The organism is Nocardioides sp. dk884 (assembly GCF_009557055.1).
In the GTDB taxonomy this organism is placed as follows: domain Bacteria; phylum Actinomycetota; class Actinomycetes; order Propionibacteriales; family Nocardioidaceae; genus Nocardioides.
In genome coordinates this window covers 3,218,371-3,237,147 of sequence record NZ_CP045649.1, presented here as the reverse complement: position 1 = coordinate 3,237,147, position 18,777 = coordinate 3,218,371, and the positions used below count along the sequence as shown (strand labels likewise).

The 18,777-nt window shown below is 72.6% G+C and carries 18 protein-coding genes; 11 read left to right on the top strand and 7 right to left on the bottom strand.

The window, feature by feature from the left end:
* Window positions 1-3: 3 nt before the first annotated feature.
* The 3 genes from GFH29_RS15520 to dapD form a co-directional block, all read right to left on the bottom strand.
* Window positions 4-1,017 (bottom strand): hypothetical protein, encoded by a 1,014-nt coding sequence (locus GFH29_RS15520; protein WP_153324699.1) that lies wholly within the window; start codon window positions 1,015-1,017, stop codon window positions 4-6.
* A gap of 258 nt (window positions 1,018-1,275) precedes the next feature.
* Window positions 1,276-2,256 (bottom strand): hypothetical protein, encoded by a 981-nt coding sequence (locus GFH29_RS15515; RefSeq protein ID WP_153324698.1) that lies wholly within the window; start codon window positions 2,254-2,256, stop codon window positions 1,276-1,278.
* A gap of 94 nt (window positions 2,257-2,350) precedes the next feature.
* Window positions 2,351-3,310 (bottom strand): 2,3,4,5-tetrahydropyridine-2,6-dicarboxylate N-succinyltransferase, encoded by a 960-nt coding sequence (dapD, locus tag GFH29_RS15510; protein WP_153324697.1) that lies wholly within the window; start codon window positions 3,308-3,310, stop codon window positions 2,351-2,353.
* Window positions 3,311-3,367: 57 nt separating this feature from the next.
* On the opposite strand from dapD, the gene GFH29_RS15505 reads away from it, so the two are divergent.
* Window positions 3,368-4,318, top strand: a complete 951-nt coding sequence (locus GFH29_RS15505) for a patatin-like phospholipase family protein (RefSeq protein ID WP_153324696.1) — start codon at window positions 3,368-3,370, stop codon at window positions 4,316-4,318.
* A 111-nt stretch (window positions 4,319-4,429) separates the two neighbouring features.
* On the top strand, window positions 4,430-6,538 hold the full coding sequence (locus GFH29_RS15500; protein ID WP_153324695.1) for an FAD-dependent oxidoreductase: 2,109 nt from the start codon (window positions 4,430-4,432) through the stop codon (window positions 6,536-6,538).
* 67 nt (window positions 6,539-6,605) lie between these two features.
* On the opposite strand, the gene GFH29_RS15495 is transcribed toward GFH29_RS15500, so the two are convergent.
* On the bottom strand, window positions 6,606-7,136 hold the full coding sequence (locus tag GFH29_RS15495; RefSeq protein WP_153325832.1) for a DUF664 domain-containing protein: 531 nt from the start codon (window positions 7,134-7,136) through the stop codon (window positions 6,606-6,608).
* Window positions 7,137-7,231: 95 nt separating this feature from the next.
* Between GFH29_RS15495 and GFH29_RS15490 the strand changes: the two genes are divergently transcribed.
* Both GFH29_RS15490 and ileS read left to right on the top strand, forming a co-directional pair.
* Entirely contained in the window at window positions 7,232-8,101 is an 870-nt protein-coding gene (locus GFH29_RS15490) for a type IV toxin-antitoxin system AbiEi family antitoxin domain-containing protein (protein WP_153324694.1), read from the top strand.
* A 289-nt stretch (window positions 8,102-8,390) separates the two neighbouring features.
* On the top strand, window positions 8,391-11,690 hold the full coding sequence (gene ileS / locus GFH29_RS15485) for an isoleucine--tRNA ligase (protein ID WP_153324693.1): 3,300 nt from the start codon (window positions 8,391-8,393) through the stop codon (window positions 11,688-11,690).
* Window positions 11,691-11,711: 21 nt separating this feature from the next.
* Here ileS and GFH29_RS15480 read toward each other — a convergent pair whose 3' ends face one another.
* Window positions 11,712-12,557, bottom strand: a complete 846-nt coding sequence (locus tag GFH29_RS15480) for an LLM class F420-dependent oxidoreductase (RefSeq protein WP_153324692.1) — start codon at window positions 12,555-12,557, stop codon at window positions 11,712-11,714.
* A gap of 102 nt (window positions 12,558-12,659) precedes the next feature.
* Here GFH29_RS15480 and dapE point away from each other — a divergent pair, with 102 nt between their 5' ends.
* From dapE to GFH29_RS15460, 4 genes are read left to right on the top strand one after another with little or no spacing between them, the layout of a single operon-like run.
* A complete protein-coding gene (dapE, locus tag GFH29_RS15475; RefSeq protein WP_153324691.1) occupies window positions 12,660-13,754 on the top strand; it encodes a succinyl-diaminopimelate desuccinylase in 1,095 nt (364 codons plus the stop codon).
* Window positions 13,751-14,479, top strand: coding sequence for a TIGR00730 family Rossman fold protein (locus tag GFH29_RS15470; protein ID WP_153324690.1), 729 nt, complete (start codon window positions 13,751-13,753; stop codon window positions 14,477-14,479). Before dapE ends, GFH29_RS15470 begins: the two co-directional genes overlap by 4 nt.
* A complete protein-coding gene (locus tag GFH29_RS15465) occupies window positions 14,479-14,814 on the top strand; it encodes a DivIVA domain-containing protein (protein WP_153324689.1) in 336 nt (111 codons plus the stop codon). Before GFH29_RS15470 ends, GFH29_RS15465 begins: the two co-directional genes overlap by 1 nt.
* 21 nt (window positions 14,815-14,835) lie before the next feature.
* Window positions 14,836-15,249, top strand: coding sequence for a hypothetical protein (locus GFH29_RS15460; protein WP_153325831.1), 414 nt, complete (start codon window positions 14,836-14,838; stop codon window positions 15,247-15,249).
* Between the two features lie 17 nt (window positions 15,250-15,266).
* Here the strand turns inward: GFH29_RS15460 and GFH29_RS15455 are convergent, their stop codons facing one another.
* Window positions 15,267-16,061, bottom strand: coding sequence for an enoyl-CoA hydratase/isomerase family protein (locus tag GFH29_RS15455; RefSeq protein WP_153324688.1), 795 nt, complete (start codon window positions 16,059-16,061; stop codon window positions 15,267-15,269).
* 176 nt (window positions 16,062-16,237) lie between these two features.
* Between GFH29_RS15455 and GFH29_RS15450 the strand changes: the two genes are divergently transcribed.
* The 3 genes from GFH29_RS15450 to GFH29_RS15440 all read left to right on the top strand — a co-directional run bounded on the left by GFH29_RS15450 (window position 16,238) and on the right by GFH29_RS15440 (window position 18,310).
* Window positions 16,238-16,405 (top strand): DUF3117 domain-containing protein, encoded by a 168-nt coding sequence (locus tag GFH29_RS15450; RefSeq protein ID WP_081795029.1) that lies wholly within the window; start codon window positions 16,238-16,240, stop codon window positions 16,403-16,405.
* Between the two features lie 112 nt (window positions 16,406-16,517).
* A complete protein-coding gene (locus GFH29_RS15445; RefSeq protein ID WP_228387535.1) occupies window positions 16,518-17,975 on the top strand; it encodes a leucyl aminopeptidase family protein in 1,458 nt (485 codons plus the stop codon).
* Entirely contained in the window at window positions 17,972-18,310 is a 339-nt protein-coding gene (locus GFH29_RS15440) for a hypothetical protein (RefSeq protein WP_153324686.1), read from the top strand. The genes GFH29_RS15445 and GFH29_RS15440 overlap by 4 nt, the downstream gene beginning before the upstream one ends.
* On the opposite strand, the gene GFH29_RS15435 is transcribed toward GFH29_RS15440, so the two are convergent.
* Window positions 18,296-18,754 carry a MarR family winged helix-turn-helix transcriptional regulator gene (locus GFH29_RS15435; protein ID WP_228387534.1) on the bottom strand — a complete coding sequence of 153 codons (459 nt, stop codon included), beginning with the start codon at window positions 18,752-18,754 and terminating at the stop codon, window positions 18,296-18,298. The two genes, GFH29_RS15440 and GFH29_RS15435, sit on opposite strands and share 15 nt — an antisense overlap.
* Window positions 18,755-18,777: the final 23 nt, after the last annotated feature.

The following is an 18,777-nucleotide window of genomic DNA, read 5'->3' as shown; positions in this document are numbered from 1 at the left end:
GGATCAGTCGAAGACGTCGACGTGCACGTGGTCGCGGTGCTCGAGGATCTTGCGGTCGCCGATGTCGGACTGCGGGGTGTAGCGCTCCCAGCCGTCCTCGGAGTCCTCGGCCTGCCAGATCCGGCCGTCGTAGATGACGGTGCGGACGCCGAGCCGCTCGCTGTGGGCGACGAGGTAGTGCGCCATCGCCCAGCCGCGCAGCTTGCTGACCGGGTTGATGGGTCGGAAGAAGATGTCGACGGCGCGGCCCTCGTAGTGCGCGGAGCCCTTCATGTGCCCGTGGTTCACTCCGCCGGGCTCGAAGCCGCCGATCATCTGCGGGCCGAAGGTCCCTTCGATGTCCCCCAGCAGGGCGTAGGCCCGGGGGACCAGGCCGACCTGGGTGAGGCGGTCGGGCGCCTTGCGGAACCTCTTGCCGACCGTGCAGGTGAACGAGCCGCGGGCCGATCCCAGCAGGGAGGCCGACAGCGTCCGTGCGTCGGGGCGCAGCCGGGCCGGCGCCTTCGGGAGGTCGGCGCGCTTCACCCTGCGGGCGGCGCCGGTGACCGGTCGCGTCCCCAGACGCTCGACGCGGGCGAGCACGTCGTAGTAGGCGTTGATGGCGTAGCGGCGGTCGCTCAGCTGCCGTGCGGTGCCCCAGCCCTTGGCGGGGGACTGGCGGAACACGCCGCGGCCGGGGCCGCTGTGCGGGCCGATGTTGCGCAGGCCCGACTGGTCGTACGCCGTGGCGAGCGCCGTGGTGGCGGCGCTGGTGGGCAGGCCGCGTCGGCGGGCGGTCGCGGCGATCAGCGTGGCGGTCCTGGCCTGCTCGCCGGTGAGTCGCACACGTCGTCCGTCGGCCCTCGCGACGCACTGCCAGTCACCGGCGCGGTGCCGGTGCCGGGCCGTCTGCGAGTGCGTGGGCTTCTCGTGGGCCTCGTCCGGCGTCGCCGGGGCGCCGGCGGTGCTGAGGGTGGCGGTGAGGAGGGCTGAGGCGAGTCCTCCGAGGATGGCGGCTGTTCCTGTCCGGGCGCGCATGTCTCCAGAAATGGGGTCGAGGCGGCGGAGTGGTCCGCCGGACACACGACAGGTCCCACCCGTGGGGTGGTGACCTGCGGGTCTGGTCTGGTCGCGCGGAGGGTTGTTCCCAGCTCCGCGTCTTGGACGTCTCCCACGGTACGGAGCCGAATGCGCCCGCCCCATGGATCGGGGCCGAGGTCACACGCCTGGCCGCAGGGTCTTAGCAAGCCCTCAGCCGGGCCTCAGCCGGGCCTCAGCCGAGCCCCGGCCGAGGCACTAGTCGGCCACGTCGACGTGCACGTGGTCGCGGTGCTCCAGGATCGCGCGGTCGCCTGCGGACGACTGCGGCCGGTAGTCCTCCCAGCCGTCCTCGGAGTCGCTGGCCTGCCAGATCCGGTCGTCGAAGATGACGGTCTCGATGCCGAGGCGCTCGGCGTTGGCGACCAGGTAGTGGGCGAGCGCCCAGCCCTTCACCTGGTTGGCCTCGTTGATGGGGCGGAAGAAGATGTCGATCGCGCGCCCGTCGTAGTGCGCGGAGCCCTTCATGTGCCCGTCGCGCACGCCGCCGGGGGCGAAGCCGCCGAGCGACTGCGGCCCGAAGGCGCCCTCGACCTCCTCGAGCACGTGCTGTGCCCGCGGCACCAGGCCGGTGCCGGTCAGCTTGTCGGAGGCCTCGGGGAGGTCGAGGTCGACGGTGCAGGTGAAGGCCTCGGACGAGTGGCCGGTGAGCGCGGAGGCCAGCACCCGGGCATCGGCCTCGTGGTCGGCGTACGCGTTCGGGAACGCGGAGCGCTGCACCGCCTGGGCCGCCTCGGTGACCTCCATCGACTCGTAGTCGCGGACCTTGGTCAGCCCGTCGTAGAAGGCGTTGGTCGCGTACACCGGGTCGGTCACCTGGCGCGGGGTGCCCCAGCCCTGGGAGGGACGCTGCTGGAAGAGCCCGCGCGAGTCGCGGTCGCCGTAGTCGATGTTGACCAGCTTGGACTCCTGGTACGCCGTGGCGAGCGCGATCGAGGCCGCTCGTGCGGGCAGGCCGCGGCGCACGGAGATCGCCGTGATCAGCGCGGCGTTCTCGGCCTGCTCCAGGCTCAGGGTCACCGTGCGACCGTCGACCCTCGCGGTGCACTGCTCGGTGGGTCGCAGGAACGGGATCGCGTCCCGCATCTCCTCGCGTACGCCGTCGATGCCCACCGTGAGGCTCACGGCGAGGAGGCCGCCGGCTCCCAGTAGCGCTGCCGCTCCCAACTTCTTGCGCATGCCCTCATTCTCCGGGTGTCGCGAAACGCATCCGAGATGCGGGGAGCGGGTCCCCGGTGTGGGGACCCGCTCCTCGAGACGTCAGCCGACTCGGTCAGTTGGCGTGCAGCGCGGCGTTCAGCTCGACGCGCTCGCTCTTCCACGGCACGGCCTCGATCGCGCCGGTGATCGAGTTGCGGCGGAACAGCACGTTGTTGATCCCGGAGAGGCCGAGGGCCTTGACGACGCGCGGCTTGCCCTCGGTCTCGAAGGCGTCGGAGACCACGACCTTGGTGCCGGCGGTGATGTAGGTGCCGGCCTCCACGACGCAGTCGTCGCCCAGCGAGATCCCGAGGCCGGAGTTGGCGCCAAGCAGGCAGCGCTCGCCGACCGAGATCACCTGCTTGCCGCCGCCGGACAGGGTGCCCATGATCGAGGCGCCGCCGCCGACGTCGGAGCCGTCGCCGACCACCACGCCCGCCGAGATGCGGCCCTCGACCATCGAGGCGCCCAGCGTGCCGGCGTTGAAGTTCACGAAGCCCTCGTGCATGACGGTGGTGCCCTCGGCCAGGTGGGCGCCGAGGCGGACCCGGTCGGCGTCGGCGATGCGGATGCCGGTGGGGACGACGTAGTCGACCATCCGGGGGAACTTGTCCACGCCGTACACCGCGACCTGCTGGCCGGCGGCGCGCAGTCGCGCGCGGGTCAGCTCGAAGCCCTGGACCGCGCACGGCCCGGCGGAGGTCCACACGACGTTGGTGAGCAGCCCGAAGACGCCGTCCATCGAGATCGTGTGGGGGCGCACGAGGCGCGCCGAGAGCAGGTGCAGGCGCAGCCAGACCTCCTCGGTGGAGGTCGGCGCGGATTGGAGGTCGCTGATCTCGACGGTGCGGACCTCGGTGCGCACGCCGCGGAGGGGATCCTCCCCGGCGGCCGCGGCGAGCTCGGCCGGCGCCGCGCTGCCGTCGGACGCTCCGAGAGCCGGGGCGGGGAACCACACGTCCAGGACGTGGCCGTCGGCGTCGAGGGTGGCGAGGCCGTGGCCCCAGGCAGTGGTCGGAAGGGCGTCAGTCACCTTCCGGATCCTACCGTCGCGGCGCCGCGGGACCCCGCCGTGTTCTAGCGTCGGGCCATGGCGACTCGCGTGGCTCTGGCTCTCGGCTCCGGCGGCGCTCGCGGCTACGCACACATCGGCGCGGTCCGGGCGGTGCAGGAGCGTGACTGCGAGATCGTCGCCGTCGCCGGCACCTCGATGGGCGCGCTGGTGGGCGGGCTGGCGAGCGCGGGGCGCCTGGAGGAGTTCGCCGACTGGGCGACGTCGCTCCAGTGGCGCGACGTCCTGCGCCTGCTGGACCCGAAGCTCGCCTCGCCGGGGGTGCTGGCGGCCGACCGGCTGCTCGACGCCATCCAGGAGATCTTCAGCGACGTCCAGATCGAGGACCTGCCGGTGCCCTTCACGGCGGTCGCGACCGACCTGGCGGCCCGGCGCGAGGTGTGGTTCCAGCGCGGCCCGCTCCGCGCGGCCGTCCGCGCGTCGATCGCGATCCCCGGCGTGTTCACGCCGGTGATGATCAACGGGCGGCTGCTCGTCGACGGCGGGCTCACCAACCCGGTCCCGATCGACCCGACGGTGGGTGTCGCGTCCGACCTCACCGTCGCGGTGTCGCTGACCGGCCCGCGGCGCCGGGTCCGCGACCACGTCGCACCCACCCAGGAGTCGGCTGCACCCCAGCGCTTCGAGGAGTGGCGCAGCCGCCTGCGTCGTACGGTCGTCGGCATCACCGGCCGCGAGGATCGCGACCAGGAGCTGGTGCCCCAGCCGGTGCGCACCAGCTGGGGCACCGACGAGCTCCCCGCCGAGCTGACGATGCGCGACGTGACCGCCCAGTCCTTCGAGGCCATGCAGGGGGTGGTCGCGCGCTACCGGATGGCCGCGGTGCCGGCCGACGTGGTCGTGACCGTGCCGGTGGACTCGTGCCGGTCCCTGGACTTCCACCGCGCCGAGGAGCTGATCGAGCTCGGGTACCGGCTCACGAGCGACGCGCTGGACGCCGCGGGGGTCGAGGCAGACCCGCTCCGGTGACCTCTCCGGTGACCTCCTTCTGGGGGCCGGGGTGGGGACTGGTGGAGTGTCGGCGTTCTCACGTCGGCAGCGGTTCTCAGCATGCGGGAACCGCGTCCTACCGTTGAGTACATGAGCGTCCAGTTCCCCTACCTGATGGCCTCGGGGCGCATCGGCCCTATGGCCCTGAGCAACCGCATCGTCCTCCCCGCGATGGACATGAACGTCTCCGAGCACGGCGAGATCGAGCAGACGGAGATCGACCACTACGTGGCCCGCGCCGCCGGCGGCGCCGGCCTGGTGATCACCGGCGCCTGCGCGATCGCGTTCCCCCACGGGGCGGCCTCCATGAAGGAGCCCGGCCTCTCCGACGACCGGTACATCCCGGGCCTCAAGGCGCTCGCCGACGCCATCCACGCCGCCGGCAGCAAGCTGTGCATCCAGTCGACCCACCACGGCAAGGTGGCGCGCGTCGACGTCGCCAACGACCGCCCGGTGCTGGCCCCGAACCAGCCCGACTACAGCTACGACATGTCCGCCCTGGCCGACAGCACGCCCAGCGAGCTGGCTCGGATGGGCGCCGCCACCGCCGGCAAGCCGACCGTCTACCAGGACATGACCCACGAGGACATCGCCTGGCTGGTCTCCACCTGGGCCGACGCCGCCGAGCGCGTCGCCAAGGCCGACGCCGACGCGATCGAGATCCACGTCGCCCACGGCTACATCCTCGGCGTGTTCCTCAACCGGCGCGACAACCTGCGCACCGACGAGTACGGCGGCCCGCTGGTCAACCGGGCCCGCCTCGCGTGCGAGGTAATCAGCGCGGTCAAGGAGCGCGTCGGCGACCGTCTCGCGGTCCTGGTGCGGGTCTCCGGTGAGGAGTACGGCCAGGAGGGCGGTCTCACGCTGGACGAGGCGGTCGAGGCGGCACAGCTCTTCGAGGCTGCCGGCGCCGACGCCATCCACGTGACCGGTTGGGGGCGCAACCCCTTCGACAACTTCACCGACGGCCCGCTGCCCGACAAGGTCGGGGCCTACCTCGCCAACGCCGCGGAGATCAAGAAGCACGTCGGGGTCCCGGTCATCGCCGTGGGCCGGATGCTGCCGGAGGTCGCCGAGAAGGCGCTGGCCAAGGGGCAGATCGACTACGCCGCGATGGGCCGCCAGCTGCTGGCCGACCCGGAGCTGCCCAACAAGATCCGCGACGGTCGCTTCGCCGAGGTCCGGCCCTGCATCAACTGCTACCTGTGCGTGGCGGAGAACTTCTTCGACGACACCCCGTTCTGCGCGGTCAACCCGGCGCTGGGCAACGAGACGCTGCTCCCGCTCAAGCCCGCCTCGGCCACCAAGCACGTGGTCGTCGTCGGTGCCGGCCCCGGTGGCCTGGAGAGCGCCCGGGTGCTCACCGAGCGTGGTCACCGGGTCACGGTGATCGACAAGTCCGACCGCCTCGGCGGCACCATGTGGTTCTCCACGATGACCACCCCCGACAACGAGCGGCTGCTGCGCTGGTTCCGCTCGGAGATCCAGCGTCTCGGGATCGCGGTCAAGCTGAACACCCCGGCGGACGTCGAGACGATCCGCGCCCTGCGGCCCGACCACGTGGTCGTGGCCACCGGTGCGGTCCGCCCCAAGCCGGACTTCCCCGGCGGCGACCTGCCGATCGTGCAGACCGGTGACACGCTGCGCGCGCTGATGCTGGGCACCGCCACCGCCGACGAGGCCGGCCCGGTGCTGCGCACCCTGGGTCGCCTCGGTCGCCTCTCCGGGCTGACCAAGCGGCCCGGCGTCGTACGCCAGCTGACCAAGGGGTTCTTGCCGATGGGCAAGGACGTCGTCGTGATCGGCGGGTCCCTGGTCGGCCTCGAGCTCGCCGAGTTCCTCGCCGAGCGGGGTCGCCGGGTGACCCTGCTGCACGAGCAGCAGCAGCTCGGCCTGCCGCTGGCGATGCCCCGACGCTGGACCGCCGTACGCAACGCGAAGCAGCACGGGGTGCAGATCCACCGCAACGTGTCGGTCACCCGCATCACCGAGTCCGGGGTCGAGTGGACCGAGGGGGAGACAAGCCACTCCGCGTCCGCCGACATGGTGATCTACGCCGACGGCACCACCTCCGCGGCGCCGCTGGCCGACGAGCTGCGGGCCGCCGGGTTCAGCGTCGACGTGGTCGGCGACGCCGGCGAGGTCAACTACATCCACGGCGCCATCCACTCCGCCTGGAAGGCGACGACGGAGCTCTGAGCTCGAGCGAGCCCCGTCACGCGCTCTCGACCCTGTCCGGCTCCGTGCCGGGCAGGGTCGAGCGCTGTTATTGCCCAGTGCGCCCGTCGAGGCACTCGCGCAGCAGGTCGGCGTGGCCGACGTGCCGGGCGTACTCCTCGAGCACGTGCACGATCACGTCGCGGACCTCGTTGCGCTCCGCCTCGGGGGTGCCCGGATCGCCGAGGAGCCGGTCCCAGTCCTCGGCGGCGTACACCGCGTCGGCCTCGGCGCTGACCCGGCGCCAGGTCGCCCACGCCTCCTCGACCACGGCCGGGTCGGCGCTGCCGCCGTGCAGGTCGGCCTCCCGGTCCTCGGGGGTCTTGTAGAGCTGCGGGGTGTCCACGCCGCGCAGCACCCGCACCGACCAGTGGTGCTCCATCTGGGCGAGGTGGCGCAGCAGCCCGAGCAGCGAGAGCGTCGAGGGCGGCACCGCGCGCCGGGCCAGCTGCTCGGCGTCGAGGTCCTGGCACTTCAGCTCGAAGGTCAGGCGGTAGTTGCGCAGGTACTGCAGCACCGTCCCCTTCTCGCCGCGTGCGGGGGAGAGGTCGCGGGGGTCCTCGGCGGGGTCGAGCCACATGTCACTCACCGTTGCATCCGAGCAGCGCGACCGTTGAGGGTCAAGCTGTGGAGACGCGGGCGCGCCGCGGGCCGCTTCCGGGTCAGGGTGGCGGGGTGTCAGTCCTCGAGGCCCTGGAGCAGCTCGGCGGCGCCGCGACCACCGGGCAGCTGCTCGCGCTCACCTCGCGAGCCGCGTTCGACCGTGCGGTCGCCTCGGGCGACCTGGTCCGGCTGGCCCGCGGGCGCTGGGCGCTGCCCGGGGTGGACCAGGCGCGGCAGGCGGCGCACCGGCTGGCGGGGACGGTCTCCCACACCAGCGCCGCCCTGACCCACGGCTGGGCGGTGAAGACGGTGCCGGACCGCCCGCACGTGACGCTGCCGCGCAGCCGGCGCGCTCCGGTCCGCCCGGGCGTGGTCCTCCACTGGGCCGACCTGTCCGAGCGCGACGGCCTCGTCACCACACCGGAGCGGACGCTGGTGGACTGCCTGCGGACGCTGCCGTTCGACGAGGCCCTGGCAGTGGCCGACTCCGCGCTGCGAGCCGGGTTCGGGAGGGGCAACCTCGCCGAGCTGGCGGACGGGGTCCGCGGCGCGGGCGCCGCTCGGGTCCGGGCGGTGGCCGCCGCGGCCACGCCCCTGGCGGCGAACCCCTTCGAGTCGGTGCTGCGCGCCATCGCGCTGGACGCGGGGCTCGGGGTGGAGCCTCAGGTCGAGATCCGCGAGCCCGAGCTGCTCGGCTGCGTCGACCTGGCCGATCGTGGGCGCCGGATCATCGCGGAGGCTGACTCGTTCGAGTGGCACGGCGGACGGGACCAGCTGGCTCACGACTGCCGGCGCTACAACGGGTTCGCGGTCCACGGATGGCTGGTGCTCCGGTTCTCCTGGGAGGACGTGATGCGGTACCCCGCCGCGGTGCGCCAGGTGCTGGAGGCAGCCGTGGCCGAACGGGCAGAAGTGCGCTGCCGGGTGTGCCGTGCTGCGTGAGCTGGCCCGCGCGGGCAACTTCTGCCCGCCCGTCCACGAGCGCCGACCGGTTGGCGCCGCTCCGGGGCCACGCGTACCCTTGAGGCACAGGCGTTCGAGCCGTCATCAGCGGCGAGCCCCCGGAAGAACGGCCCAGACTCAGGTCCGGGCCCAGTAGAACCGGGCGGGCCGGCCCGTCACAGCCGACAATGAGTGGTCTCGCCCCTGGGGCGGGGCAAACGAGGTGGTACCGCGGCGTTTGTCGTCCTCGTGGCCGAAGCCCGAGCACGACGACCCAGGAGAGCCCCCGATGACTTACCCCAAGGTCTCCACCGCCGGCCACGACGCCGTCCCCTCCAGCCCTCGCTTCCCCGAGATCGAGAAGAAGGTGCTGGCCTACTGGGACGAGGACGCCACGTTCACGGCCAGTGTCGAGGCGCGTGACCCGGGGGCGGACGGTGCCAACGAGTTCGTCTTCTACGACGGCCCGCCGTTCGCCAACGGCCTGCCGCACTACGGCCACCTGCTCACCGGCTACGTCAAGGACATCGTCCCGCGCTACCAGACCATGCGCGGCAAGCGCGTCGAGCGCCGCTTCGGCTGGGACACCCACGGCCTGCCCGCCGAGCTCGAGGCGATGCGCCTCAACGGCATCAAGACCACCGACGAGATCGTCGAGATGGGCATCGACAAGTTCAACGACGCCTGCCGCGCCTCGGTGCTGAAGTACTCCGGCGAGTGGCGCGAGTACGTCACCCGCCAGGCCCGCTGGGTCGACTTCGACAACGACTACAAGACGCTCAACCCCTCCTACATGGAGAGCGTCATCTGGGCCTTCAAGACCCTGCACGACAAGGGCCTGGTCTACGAGGGCTTCCGGGTGCTGCCCTACTGCTGGAACGACGAGACGCCGCTGTCCAACCACGAGCTGCGCATGGACGACGACGTCTACCAGGACCGCCAGGACCCCGCCGTCACCGTCGGCTACCCGCTCGAGGCCACCGGCGAGGACCCGGTGCTCGACGGCGCCCACATCCTGATCTGGACCACCACGCCGTGGACGCTGCCCTCCAACCTCGCGGTGATGGTCGGCTCCGAGATCGACTACGTCGTGGTCGAGGCGCCGGTGCCCGGCACCGAGCGGACCGCGCGCTACCTGCTCGCCGAGGCCCGCCTCCCGGCGTACCGGCGCGAGCTCGCCGATGCTGAGGGCGAGTTCACGGTGCTCGGCCGCTACCGCGGTGCGGACCTGGTCGGGCGCCGCTACACCCCGCCGTTCGGCTACTACCTCGGCCACGAGAACGCCTTCCGCGTCGTGGCCGCCGACGACGCCGTCACCACCACCGACGGCACCGGCGTGGTGCACACCGCCGGCGCGTTCGGTGAGGTCGACAAGGAGGTCACCGACCGCGAGGGCATCGAGGCGGTGATGCCGGTCGGCAAGGACGGCCGCTTCACCCACCCCGTCGAGGAGTACGCCGGGGTGCTGGTCTTCGACGCCAACCTGCAGATCATCGACCACCTCAAGGCCGCCACCCGCGGCGAGGGTGAGCGCGGGTCGGTCACCGACGGCACGATCCTGCTGCGCCGCGAGACCTATGACCACTCCTACCCGCACTGCTGGCGCTGCCGCGAGCCGCTGATCTACAAGGGCGTCTCGTCGTGGTTCGTCGAGGTCACCGCGTTCAAGGACCGGATGGTCGAGCTCAACCAGCAGATCCGCTGGGTGCCCGAGCACATCAAGGACGGCCAGTTCGGCAAGTGGCTGGAGAACGCCCGCGACTGGTCGATCACCCGCAACCGGTTCTGGGGCAGCCCGGTGCCGGTGTGGAAGAGCGACGACCCGGCGTACCCCCGTCTCGACGTGTACGGCTCCTTCGAGGAGATCGAGCGCGACTTCGGCCGGATCCCGCGCGGGGAGGACGGCGAGCCCAACCTGCACCGCCCGTTCGTCGACGACCTGGTGCGCCCGAACCCCGACGACCCGACCGGTCGCTCGATGATGCGCCGCGTCCCCGACGTGCTCGACGTGTGGTTCGACTCGGGCTCCATGTCGTTCGCCCAGAACCACTACCCCTTCGAGAACCGCGACTGGTTCGACGGCACCGCCGAGAAGCAGGGCCACTTCCCGGGCGACTTCATCGTGGAGTACATCGGCCAGACCCGCGGCTGGTTCTACACGCTGCACGTGCTGGCCACGGCGCTGTTCGACAAGCCGGCGTTCCGCTCCTGCATCAGCCACGGCATCGTGCTGGGCAGCGACGGCAACAAGATGAGCAAGTCGCTGCGCAACTACCCCGACGTCAGCGAGGTCTTCGACCGCGACGGCGCCGACGCGATGCGCTGGTTCTTGATGGCCAGCCCGATCCTGCGCGGCGGCAACCTGGTCGTCACCGAGCAGGGCATCCGCGACTCGGTGCGCCAGGTGATGATCCCGCTGTGGAACACCTGGTACTTCTTCCAGCTCTACGCCAACGCGGCCAACGACGGCGCGGGCTACGAGGCGAGCCGCTCGACCACCTCGAGCGACCCGCTGGACCGCTACCTGCTCGCCAAGACCCGCCAGTACGTCGAGACGATGACCGAGCAGCTCGACGGCTACGCGATCGCGGACGCCTGCGAGACCACGCGCGGGTTCATCGACGTGCTCACCAACTGGTACGTCCGCCGCTCGCGTGACCGGTTCTGGGAGGCCTCGCCCGAGGCGTTCGACACCCTCGCGACGGTGCTGGAGGTCGTGACCCGCACGGTCGCCCCGCTGCTGCCGATGACCGCCGAGGAGATCTGGCGCGGGCTCACCGGTGGCCGCTCGGTGCACCTGACCGACTGGCCCACGCCCGAGGAGCTGCCGGCCGACGACACCCTCGTCGCCGCGATGGACCAGGTCCGCGAGGTCTGCTCGGCCGCCTCGGCGCTGCGCAAGGCCTCCGGGCTGCGCAACCGGCTGCCGCTGGCCTCGCTGACGGTGGTCGTCGAGGACGCCGCCGCCCTGGCCGGGTTCACCTCGATCGTCGCCGACGAGCTCAACGTCAAGCAGGTCCGCCTGCTCGACGCCGCCTCCGACGAGGCCTCGGCGTACGGCGTGGAGCAGAAGCTCACCGTCAACGCGCGCGCCGCCGGGCCGCGCCTGGGCAAGGACGTCCAGCGTGCGATCAAGGGCTCGAAGAGCGGTGACTGGTCGGTGGCCGAGGACGGCACCGTGACCGCCGGGGGCCTGGTGCTCCAGGAGGGCGAGTACACCCTGGAGACCGTGGCCGGCACCACCGGCGACGACACCGCGCTGGGCATGCTCGCCGGCGGCGGGTTCGTCGTGCTCGACACCGCTGTCACCCCGGAGCTGGCCGCCGAGGGCCTGGCGCGTGACCTGGTCCGTGCGGTCCAGCAGGCCCGCCGCGAGGCCGGCCTGGAGGTCTCCGACCGGATCGCGCTCAGCATCGCCGGCTCCGCCACCGTCCAGGAGGCCGCCCGCACCCACGAGAAGCTCGTGGCCGGCGAGACCCTCGCGACGTCGTACGACGTGAGCGACGCGGGCGACGGCGCCGGGACCGACGCGACCACCGTGACGGTCGGCGACGGCGAGCAGGCGACCCTGGTGATCCGCAAGGCCTGACCCACCCTGATCGGCGAAGGGTCAGGAGAGGCCGAGGCGGACGGCGAGCTTGTCCAGGTGGGCGAGTACGCCGTCCGGCGCGGCGTCCGGGACGCCCCAGATCAGCTCGGTGACCCCGGCGGCCTCCCAGGCGGCGAGGTCGGCGGGGTCGGGGCGGAACGCGATCAGCACCCGGATGTCCGGCTGCCCGCTGCGCCCGGCCTCGGCCCAGGCCTTCTTCAGCGCCTCGATGTTCGCGCTGATGTCGGTCTGGCGGGGCGTGGTCATCCACCCGTCGGCGTGGGCGGCGATCCAGCGGAAGGTCTTCGGCCCGCCGCCCGCGCCGATCACCAGCGGCACCCGGCCGACCGGCTTGGGGTAGGCCCACGACGGGCCGAAGGAGACGTGCTCGCCGGCGTAGGAGGCCTCCTCCTGGGTCCACAGCGCCCGCATCGCCTCGACGTACTCCTTGAGCACCGTGCGCCGTCGGGCCGGCGGGACGTGGTGGTCCTCGAGCTCGTCGGTGTTCCAGCCGAACCCCGCGCCCAGCGTGACCCGCCCGCCGGAGAGATGGTCGAGCGTGGCGATCTGCTTGGCGAGCGTGATCGGGTCGGACTCGACGGGCAGCGCGACGGCCGTGGCCAACCCGATCCGCTCCGTCACCGCCGCGACCGTCGCCAGCGAGACCCAGGGGTCGAGCGTGCGCGCGTAGCGGTCGTCGGGCAGCGTCTCGTCGCCCGTGCCGGGGTGCGCCGCCGTGCGCCGCACCGGGATGTGGGTGTGCTCGGGCACGTAGAGCGTGGCGAACCCGCGCTCCTCGGCGGCCCGACCCAGGGCGGCGGGCGTGATGCCGCGGTCGGAGGTGAACAGGACGATTCCGTGGCGCATGGCCGTCACACTAGAACGCGTTCTACCGATCCGGTAGTCGTTCGGGGCACCCGGGTGCCGGTGCGGGGGCCGACGGTGACCGGCGGCTGGTTGACTTCAGCCATGACCTCCACCGACCAGGACACCGGACGCCCGACGCTGGATCTGAGCCTCGATGCGGTCACCCTCACCGCCGCGCTCGTCGACATCGAGTCCGTCAGCCTGGGGGAGCGCGCGATCGCCGACGCCGTCGAGGCCGCGCTGCAGCCCCTGGCCCACCTCCACGTCGTACGACGCGGCAACACCATCGTCGCCCGCACCGAGCTGGGCCGCCCCGAGCGCGTCGTCATCGCCGGGCACCTCGACACCGTGCCGGTCAACGACAACCTGCCCAGCCGCCTTGTCGACGGCGTGCTGCACGGCCTGGGCACCTGCGACATGAAGGGCGGCGACGCGGTCATCCTCAAGCTCGCCCACGACCTCGCCGAGCCGGTGCGCGACGTGACCTACGTGCTCTACGAGGGCGAGGAGATCGCCTCGGAGCACAACGGCCTGGCCCACCTCGCCGCGAGCGACCCCGAGCTGCTGCGCGCCGACTTCGCGATCTTGATGGAGCCCTCGAACGCCGCCGTCGAGGCCGGCTGCCAGGGCACGCTGCGCGTCGAGGTCACCACCACCGGCGAGCGCGCCCACTCCGCGCGCAGCTGGCGCGGCGTCAACGCGATCCATGCCGCGGGGGAGGTGCTCGACCGGCTGCGGGCCTACGAGGCGCGGCGCCCGGTCATCGACGGGCTGGAGTACCACGAGGGCCTCAACGCCGTCGGCATCCGCGGCGGGGTCGCCGGCAACGTGATCCCCGACGAGTGCGTGGTGACGGTGAACTTCCGCTACGCCCCGGACCGCAGCGAGGAGGAGGCGCTCGCGTTCGTGCGGGAGGTCTTCGACGGCTTCGAGCTGCGGGTGACCGACAGTGCCCCCGGCGCCCTGCCCGGCCTGGACCGCCCCGCGGCCCAGGCCTTCATCGCCGCCGTCGGTGGCGAGGTGGCCCCCAAGTTCGGCTGGACCGACGTCGCCCGCTTCACCGCGTTGGGGGTCCCGGCGGTCAACTACGGACCCGGCGACCCGCTGTTCGCCCACAAGCAGGACGAGCACGTGCCGGTGGCCGACATCGAGCGTTGCGAGGCGCGGCTGCGCGCCTGGCTGGGAGGCGAGGCATGACGAAGTACAAGGGACCGGTGATCCAGCGGCGCACGCAGGTCGACGGCACGACCACCGACCAACGGCTGCTGGACACCCGCGGCCCCGCCGAGTGGCTGCACGCCGACCCGTGGCGGGTGCTGCGGATCCAGGCCGAGTTCGTCGAGGGGTTCGGGGCGCTGGCCGAGCTCGGCCCGGCGGTGGCGGTCTTCGGCTCCGCGCGCACCTCGCCCGAGGACCCGGCGTACGCCCTGGGCGAGCAGCTCGGGCGCGCGCTCGCCGAGTCCGACTTCGCCGTGGTGACCGGCGGCGGCCCCGGCGCGATGGAGGCGGCCAACAAGGGCTGCTGCGAGGCCGGCGGCCTCAGCGTGGGGCTCGGGATCGAGCTGCCCTTCGAGTCCGGCCTCAACGAGTGGGTCGACTCCGGGGTCAACTTCCGCTACTTCTTCGTGCGCAAGACGATGTTCGTGAAGTACACCCAGGGCTTCGTGGTGCTGCCCGGCGGGGTCGGCACGCTCGATGAGCTCTTCGAGGCGATGACCCTGGTGCAGACCCGCAAGGTCACCAGCTTCCCGATCATCCTGCTCGGCACCGCCTACTGGACCGGGCTGATCGCCTGGCTGCGCGACACCGTGCTCGCCGAGGGCAAGATCCAGCAGTCCGACCTCGACATGCTCACGATCACCGACGACGTCGAGGAGGCGGTCGCCCTGCTGCGGGCCGCACGCGAGGAGCACCCGAAGTGATGTGGTTCTTCGGCGTCGCGCTGGTCCTGCTCATGGGCGCGGTGGCCGTGGTCGCCGCGGGACGCGGCACCCCCATGGCCGAGGAGTACGACGACCGCCCCGACGTCCTCGTGCCCGCCGAGGGTCCGGTGCGCGCCGAGGACCTGCGGCGGGTGCGGTTCTCGCTGGCCTTCCGCGGCTACCGGATGTCCGAGGTGGACGCGCTCCTGGACCGCCTGGCGGGCCAGCTCGACGAGCCCGCGGCCACCACGCCGCCGGGGGAGACCACGAGCCCGTCCTCGACCGGGTCGCCGTCCACCGGGGCGCCGTCCGATCGCGAGGCCGGGACGGCGTAGGGCACACTGCCCCCCGTGCCCATGTCTGTCGTCGTCGTCCTGACCGTTCTCGCGGCCGTCGTGGTGGTCCTGACCCGCCTGCGTCTCGGCGGCTCCCAGGCGGCCGGCACGCTGCAGGTGGGACGACGCCTGCTCGACCTGCACACGGTGGCCGGCGTGCTCGCGCTGGTCGTCTGGACGGTGTTCCTCGTCGCCGGCGACGACACGGTGCTCGGCGGTCCGACGGTCGGGATCGTGGCGATCGGCCTGTGGTGGGTCGTCGGGCTCGCCGGCCTCGCCATCTTGATGCGCTGGCTGCCCGCGCGCGGCAAGCACGCCGCGGAGGGGTCCGGCGACGGCTGGTCGCAGGGGCCGTGGCTCTCGCTGCTGGCCCATCTCGGGATGGTCGTCGGCGTCGGCGTCTTCACCTGGGCCTACGTCACCCAGGTGGTCTGAGGAGGCCCGAGGGCCGCTCAGCGCCCCTCGTAGACCGGCTGCTCCTTGGCCACGAACGCCGCGACCGCGGTGCGGTGGTCGGCGCTCGCGCCGGTGAGGTTCATCATCTGGCCCTCGAAGGCGAGCGAGTCGGCGAGGTCGTGGCCTGCGGAGTGGTCCACGGCCCGCCGGATCGAGGCATAGGCCAGGGTCGGCCCCTCGGCGAGGCGCTGGGCCAGCAGCCCGACCTCCGGACCCAGGTCCGCGGCCGCGACCACCTTGCTGGCCAGCCCGAGCTCGAGTGCCTCCGCGGCGCCGACGGTGCGCGGGAAGAACAGCAGGTCCAGGGCGCGGGCCTTGCCGACCAGCTGGGGCAGGAAGTAGCTGGCGCCGGTGTCGCAGGAGAGCGCGACGTTGGCGAACGCCGTGTTGAAGCCCGCCGTGTCGGCCACGACCCGCAGGTCGCAGGCCATCGCGATGCTGGCGCCCGCGCCGGCCGCGACGCCGTTGACCGCGGCGATCACCGGCTTGGGCATGGTGGCGATCGCGGTGACGATCGGGTTGTAGTGCTCCTCGACGGTGCGGAACAGCTGCTCGCTGCTGGCGCTGTGCAGGATCTCGATGTGTTCCTTGAGGTCCTGGCCGGTGCAGAACGCGCGACCGGTGCCGGTGATCACCACGCAGCGCGCGGCCGGGTCGTCGGCGACCTGCTGGAGCGTGTCGCGCAGCAGCTCCTTGGTCGCGACGTCGAGGCTGTTCATCGCCCCGGGACGGTTGAGGGTCACGGTCGCGACCCCGTCGGTGAGGTCGAGCAGGACGGTGGAGTCGGTCATCCGGGCAGTCTGCCCCACTGCGGTACTGCAACCTGAAGACGTACCCGACCAGAACACGCCGCACGCACTGCGTGGGGTGTGGCCCCAGTCACTCCGGGGATGGGGGATAATGATCCAGCACGCGCGCCGCGGTCGCTCGATCCGGTGCAGGGACAACCGCAAGGAAGAGGTGCCGGATGGCGGCGATGAAGCCGCGGACGGGCGACGGTCCGCTGGAGGTCACCAAGGAGGGGCGGGGCATCGTGATGCGCGTTCCCCTCGAGGGCGGTGGCCGTCTCGTTGTCGAGCTCAACGCCGAGGAAGCCGGTGCGCTCGGCAATGCTCTCAAGGATGTCGTGGGCTAGGTCGTTGACACCCGCACGATCGTCCTCCGCTCGGACCACCCCCGTCCTCCCCGCGCAGCCCTCACCTCCGCAGTTCGCGATCAGCGAGCAGCGGCCGAGTGCAGTGCGCGGGGTGGACGTGGTGGCCGTGCCGGTCCTGCCCGCCGACGGTGCGGGCAGTGTCCTGCTCGGCCCGGGCGCCGAGGAGCTCGCCACCCTGCTGGGCGTCGACCTCCTCGCGCTCCTCGAGGGTGAGCGGGCCACCGGTGCCGCCGGCGAGGTCACCGCGCTGCCGGTGGCGCCCGGTGGTCCAGACAACCCCGAGCTCCGCCTGGTGCTGCTCGTCGGGGTGGGTGCGGCCCGGCCGGCCGACCTGCGTCGCGCCGGCGCCGAGCTCGCCCGAGCAGTACGCCGCCGCGACGCGGTGGCCACCTCGGTCCCGGCGGTCGCCGGCGCCGAGGGCATCGAGGCGTTCGTGGTCGGGACCATTCTCGGCTCCTTCGTCTTCCACTGGCGCTCCACGCCGCCCGAGGACCTGCCCGTCACCCGGGTGGTCCTCGCCGGCGTCCCGGGCGCCGAGGACCACGTCGTACGACGTGCGATCGCGATCGGCGGCGCCGGGTGGCGCTCCCGCGTGCTGGCGACGGTCCCCTCGAACCTGAAGAACCCCGCCTGGCTCGCCGAGCAGGCCGTCGAGCTGGCCGCCGAGGCCGGCCTCGAGGCCACCGTCTGGGACGAGCAGCGCCTCGCCGCCGAGGGCTTCGGCGGCGTGATCGGGGTCGGTCAGGGCTCGGCGACGCCGCCGCGCCTGATCCGCCTGGACTACGTGCCCCGCACGGCCGGGCGGCACACGCCCACCGTGGTGCTCGTCGGCAAGGGGATCACCTTCGACACCGGCGGGCTGTCGATCAAGCCCGCCCAGGCCATGACCACCATGAAGCGCGACATGACCGGCGGCGCCGTGGTGCTCTCCACGATGGCCGCCCTGCGCGACGTCGACTGCCCGGTGCGCGTCGTGGGGCTGGTCCCGGCGGCGGAGAACGCCGTGTCGGGCAGCTCCATGCGTCCCGGCGACGTGGTGCGCCACTACGGCGGGCGCACCAGCGAGGTCACCAACACCGACGCCGAGGGACGCCTGGTCCTCGCCGACGCGCTGGCCTACGCCGTCAGCGAGCTCGACCCGGCCGTGGTCGTCGACGTCGCCACGCTCACCGGCGCGATGAAGGTCGCGCTCGGCCAGCACCTCGGCGGCTTCTTCGCCAACCACGACGGGCTCGCCGCAGCGATCGACGCCGCCGGCGCGGCCTCGGGCGAGGAGCTGTGGCGCTTCCCGCTGGCCTCGGTCTATGAGGACAAGCTCTCCTCCAAGGTCGCCGACGCCGACAACGCCGCCGGCGGACCCGGCGCCATCACCGCGGCGCTGTTCCTCCAGCACTTCGTCGGCGACGTCCCCTGGGCCCACCTCGACGTGGCCTCCGTGGGCGATGCCCCGGAGGAGCGACACGAGTGGACGACCGGGCCCACGGGGTTCGGCGCCCGGGCGCTGCTGCAGTGGCTGGGCGGCGAGTCACCGCTGGCGGGCATCGGGTGAACGGCCTGACCGTGCGCTGGCCGCTGGGGGATGCCCCGGCCGGCGTCGGTCAGGAGCTCGCCCGCCACGTGGCGAGCGCCGAGCACGCGAGCTACACCGGCCGCTCCGGGCTGCGGTTCAAGGTCTGGCGCACGGTGCCGGGGGAGTGGTTCGAGGCGGTCTACGTCTTCGCCTCCGACGAGGCGTGTGCGGACTTCGAGGCCGAGCTGGCCGAGACAGTCGCGGGCTCGGAGATCTCTCGGATCATCGGCAGCCCGCCCGTGCTCGTGCAGCCCTGCGAGATCGTCGGGGTCGCGGAGGGCTGGGACGGCTTCGAGGCCTCAGCGCGGCTCTGACTCCGGCTCGTCCAGCAGTGCGCGCATCGCGCCCTGGGCGCCGCGCAGGTAGCGCTCGACCACGTCCAGCTCCTCCTGGCTGAACTCCGCGTCGAGGTCGTGCATCGCCCCGATCATCGGCTCGAGCTGGGCGCGCACCTCGACCCGCCCCGACTGGGTCATGTGCACCTCGGTGCGCCGGCGGTCCGCCTCGTGCGCGCGTCGTACGGCGTGCCCGCGGCGCTCGAGACGGTCCACGATGCCGGTCGCGGCCGGCGTGCTCACGTCGAGCAGGCGGGCGAGCTCGGCGGGGCCGCGCACCCCGGTGGAGAGGTGGTCGAGCGCGAGCAGCTCGGTCTCGCTCAGCCCCGCACGCCGGGCGAGGTGGTGACGCACCCGTCCGGTCAGCGTCATCAGCTCGCGCAACGCGGGGATCGGGCCTGTCTGGTACGGCTGCTCCGGCAATTTGCTCGCCTCCTTAGTATCTA

Bases quoted from the DNA above. Each gene is read 5' to 3' on its own strand.
- GFH29_RS15520 (WP_153324699.1), bottom strand. From the start codon at position 1,017: ATGCGCGCCCGGACAGGAACAGCCGCCATCCTCGGAGGACTCGCCTCA.
- GFH29_RS15500 (WP_153324695.1), top strand. From the start codon at position 4,430: ATGAGCGTCCAGTTCCCCTACCTGATGGCCTCGGGGCGCATCGGCCCT.
- GFH29_RS15470 (WP_153324690.1), top strand. From the start codon at position 13,751: ATGACGAAGTACAAGGGACCGGTGATCCAGCGGCGCACGCAGGTCGAC.
- ileS (WP_153324693.1), top strand. From the start codon at position 8,391: ATGACTTACCCCAAGGTCTCCACCGCCGGCCACGACGCCGTCCCCTCC.
- GFH29_RS15465 (WP_153324689.1), top strand. From the start codon at position 14,479: ATGTGGTTCTTCGGCGTCGCGCTGGTCCTGCTCATGGGCGCGGTGGCC.
- GFH29_RS15505 (WP_153324696.1), top strand. From the start codon at position 3,368: ATGGCGACTCGCGTGGCTCTGGCTCTCGGCTCCGGCGGCGCTCGCGGC.
- GFH29_RS15495 (WP_153325832.1), bottom strand. From the start codon at position 7,136: ATGTGGCTCGACCCCGCCGAGGACCCCCGCGACCTCTCCCCCGCACGC.
- GFH29_RS15450 (WP_081795029.1), top strand. From the start codon at position 16,238: ATGGCGGCGATGAAGCCGCGGACGGGCGACGGTCCGCTGGAGGTCACC.
- GFH29_RS15455 (WP_153324688.1), bottom strand. From the start codon at position 16,061: ATGACCGACTCCACCGTCCTGCTCGACCTCACCGACGGGGTCGCGACC.
- GFH29_RS15480 (WP_153324692.1), bottom strand. From the start codon at position 12,557: ATGCGCCACGGAATCGTCCTGTTCACCTCCGACCGCGGCATCACGCCC.
- GFH29_RS15460 (WP_153325831.1), top strand. From the start codon at position 14,836: ATGTCTGTCGTCGTCGTCCTGACCGTTCTCGCGGCCGTCGTGGTGGTC.
- GFH29_RS15515 (WP_153324698.1), bottom strand. From the start codon at position 2,256: ATGCGCAAGAAGTTGGGAGCGGCAGCGCTACTGGGAGCCGGCGGCCTC.
- dapE (WP_153324691.1), top strand. From the start codon at position 12,660: ATGACCTCCACCGACCAGGACACCGGACGCCCGACGCTGGATCTGAGC.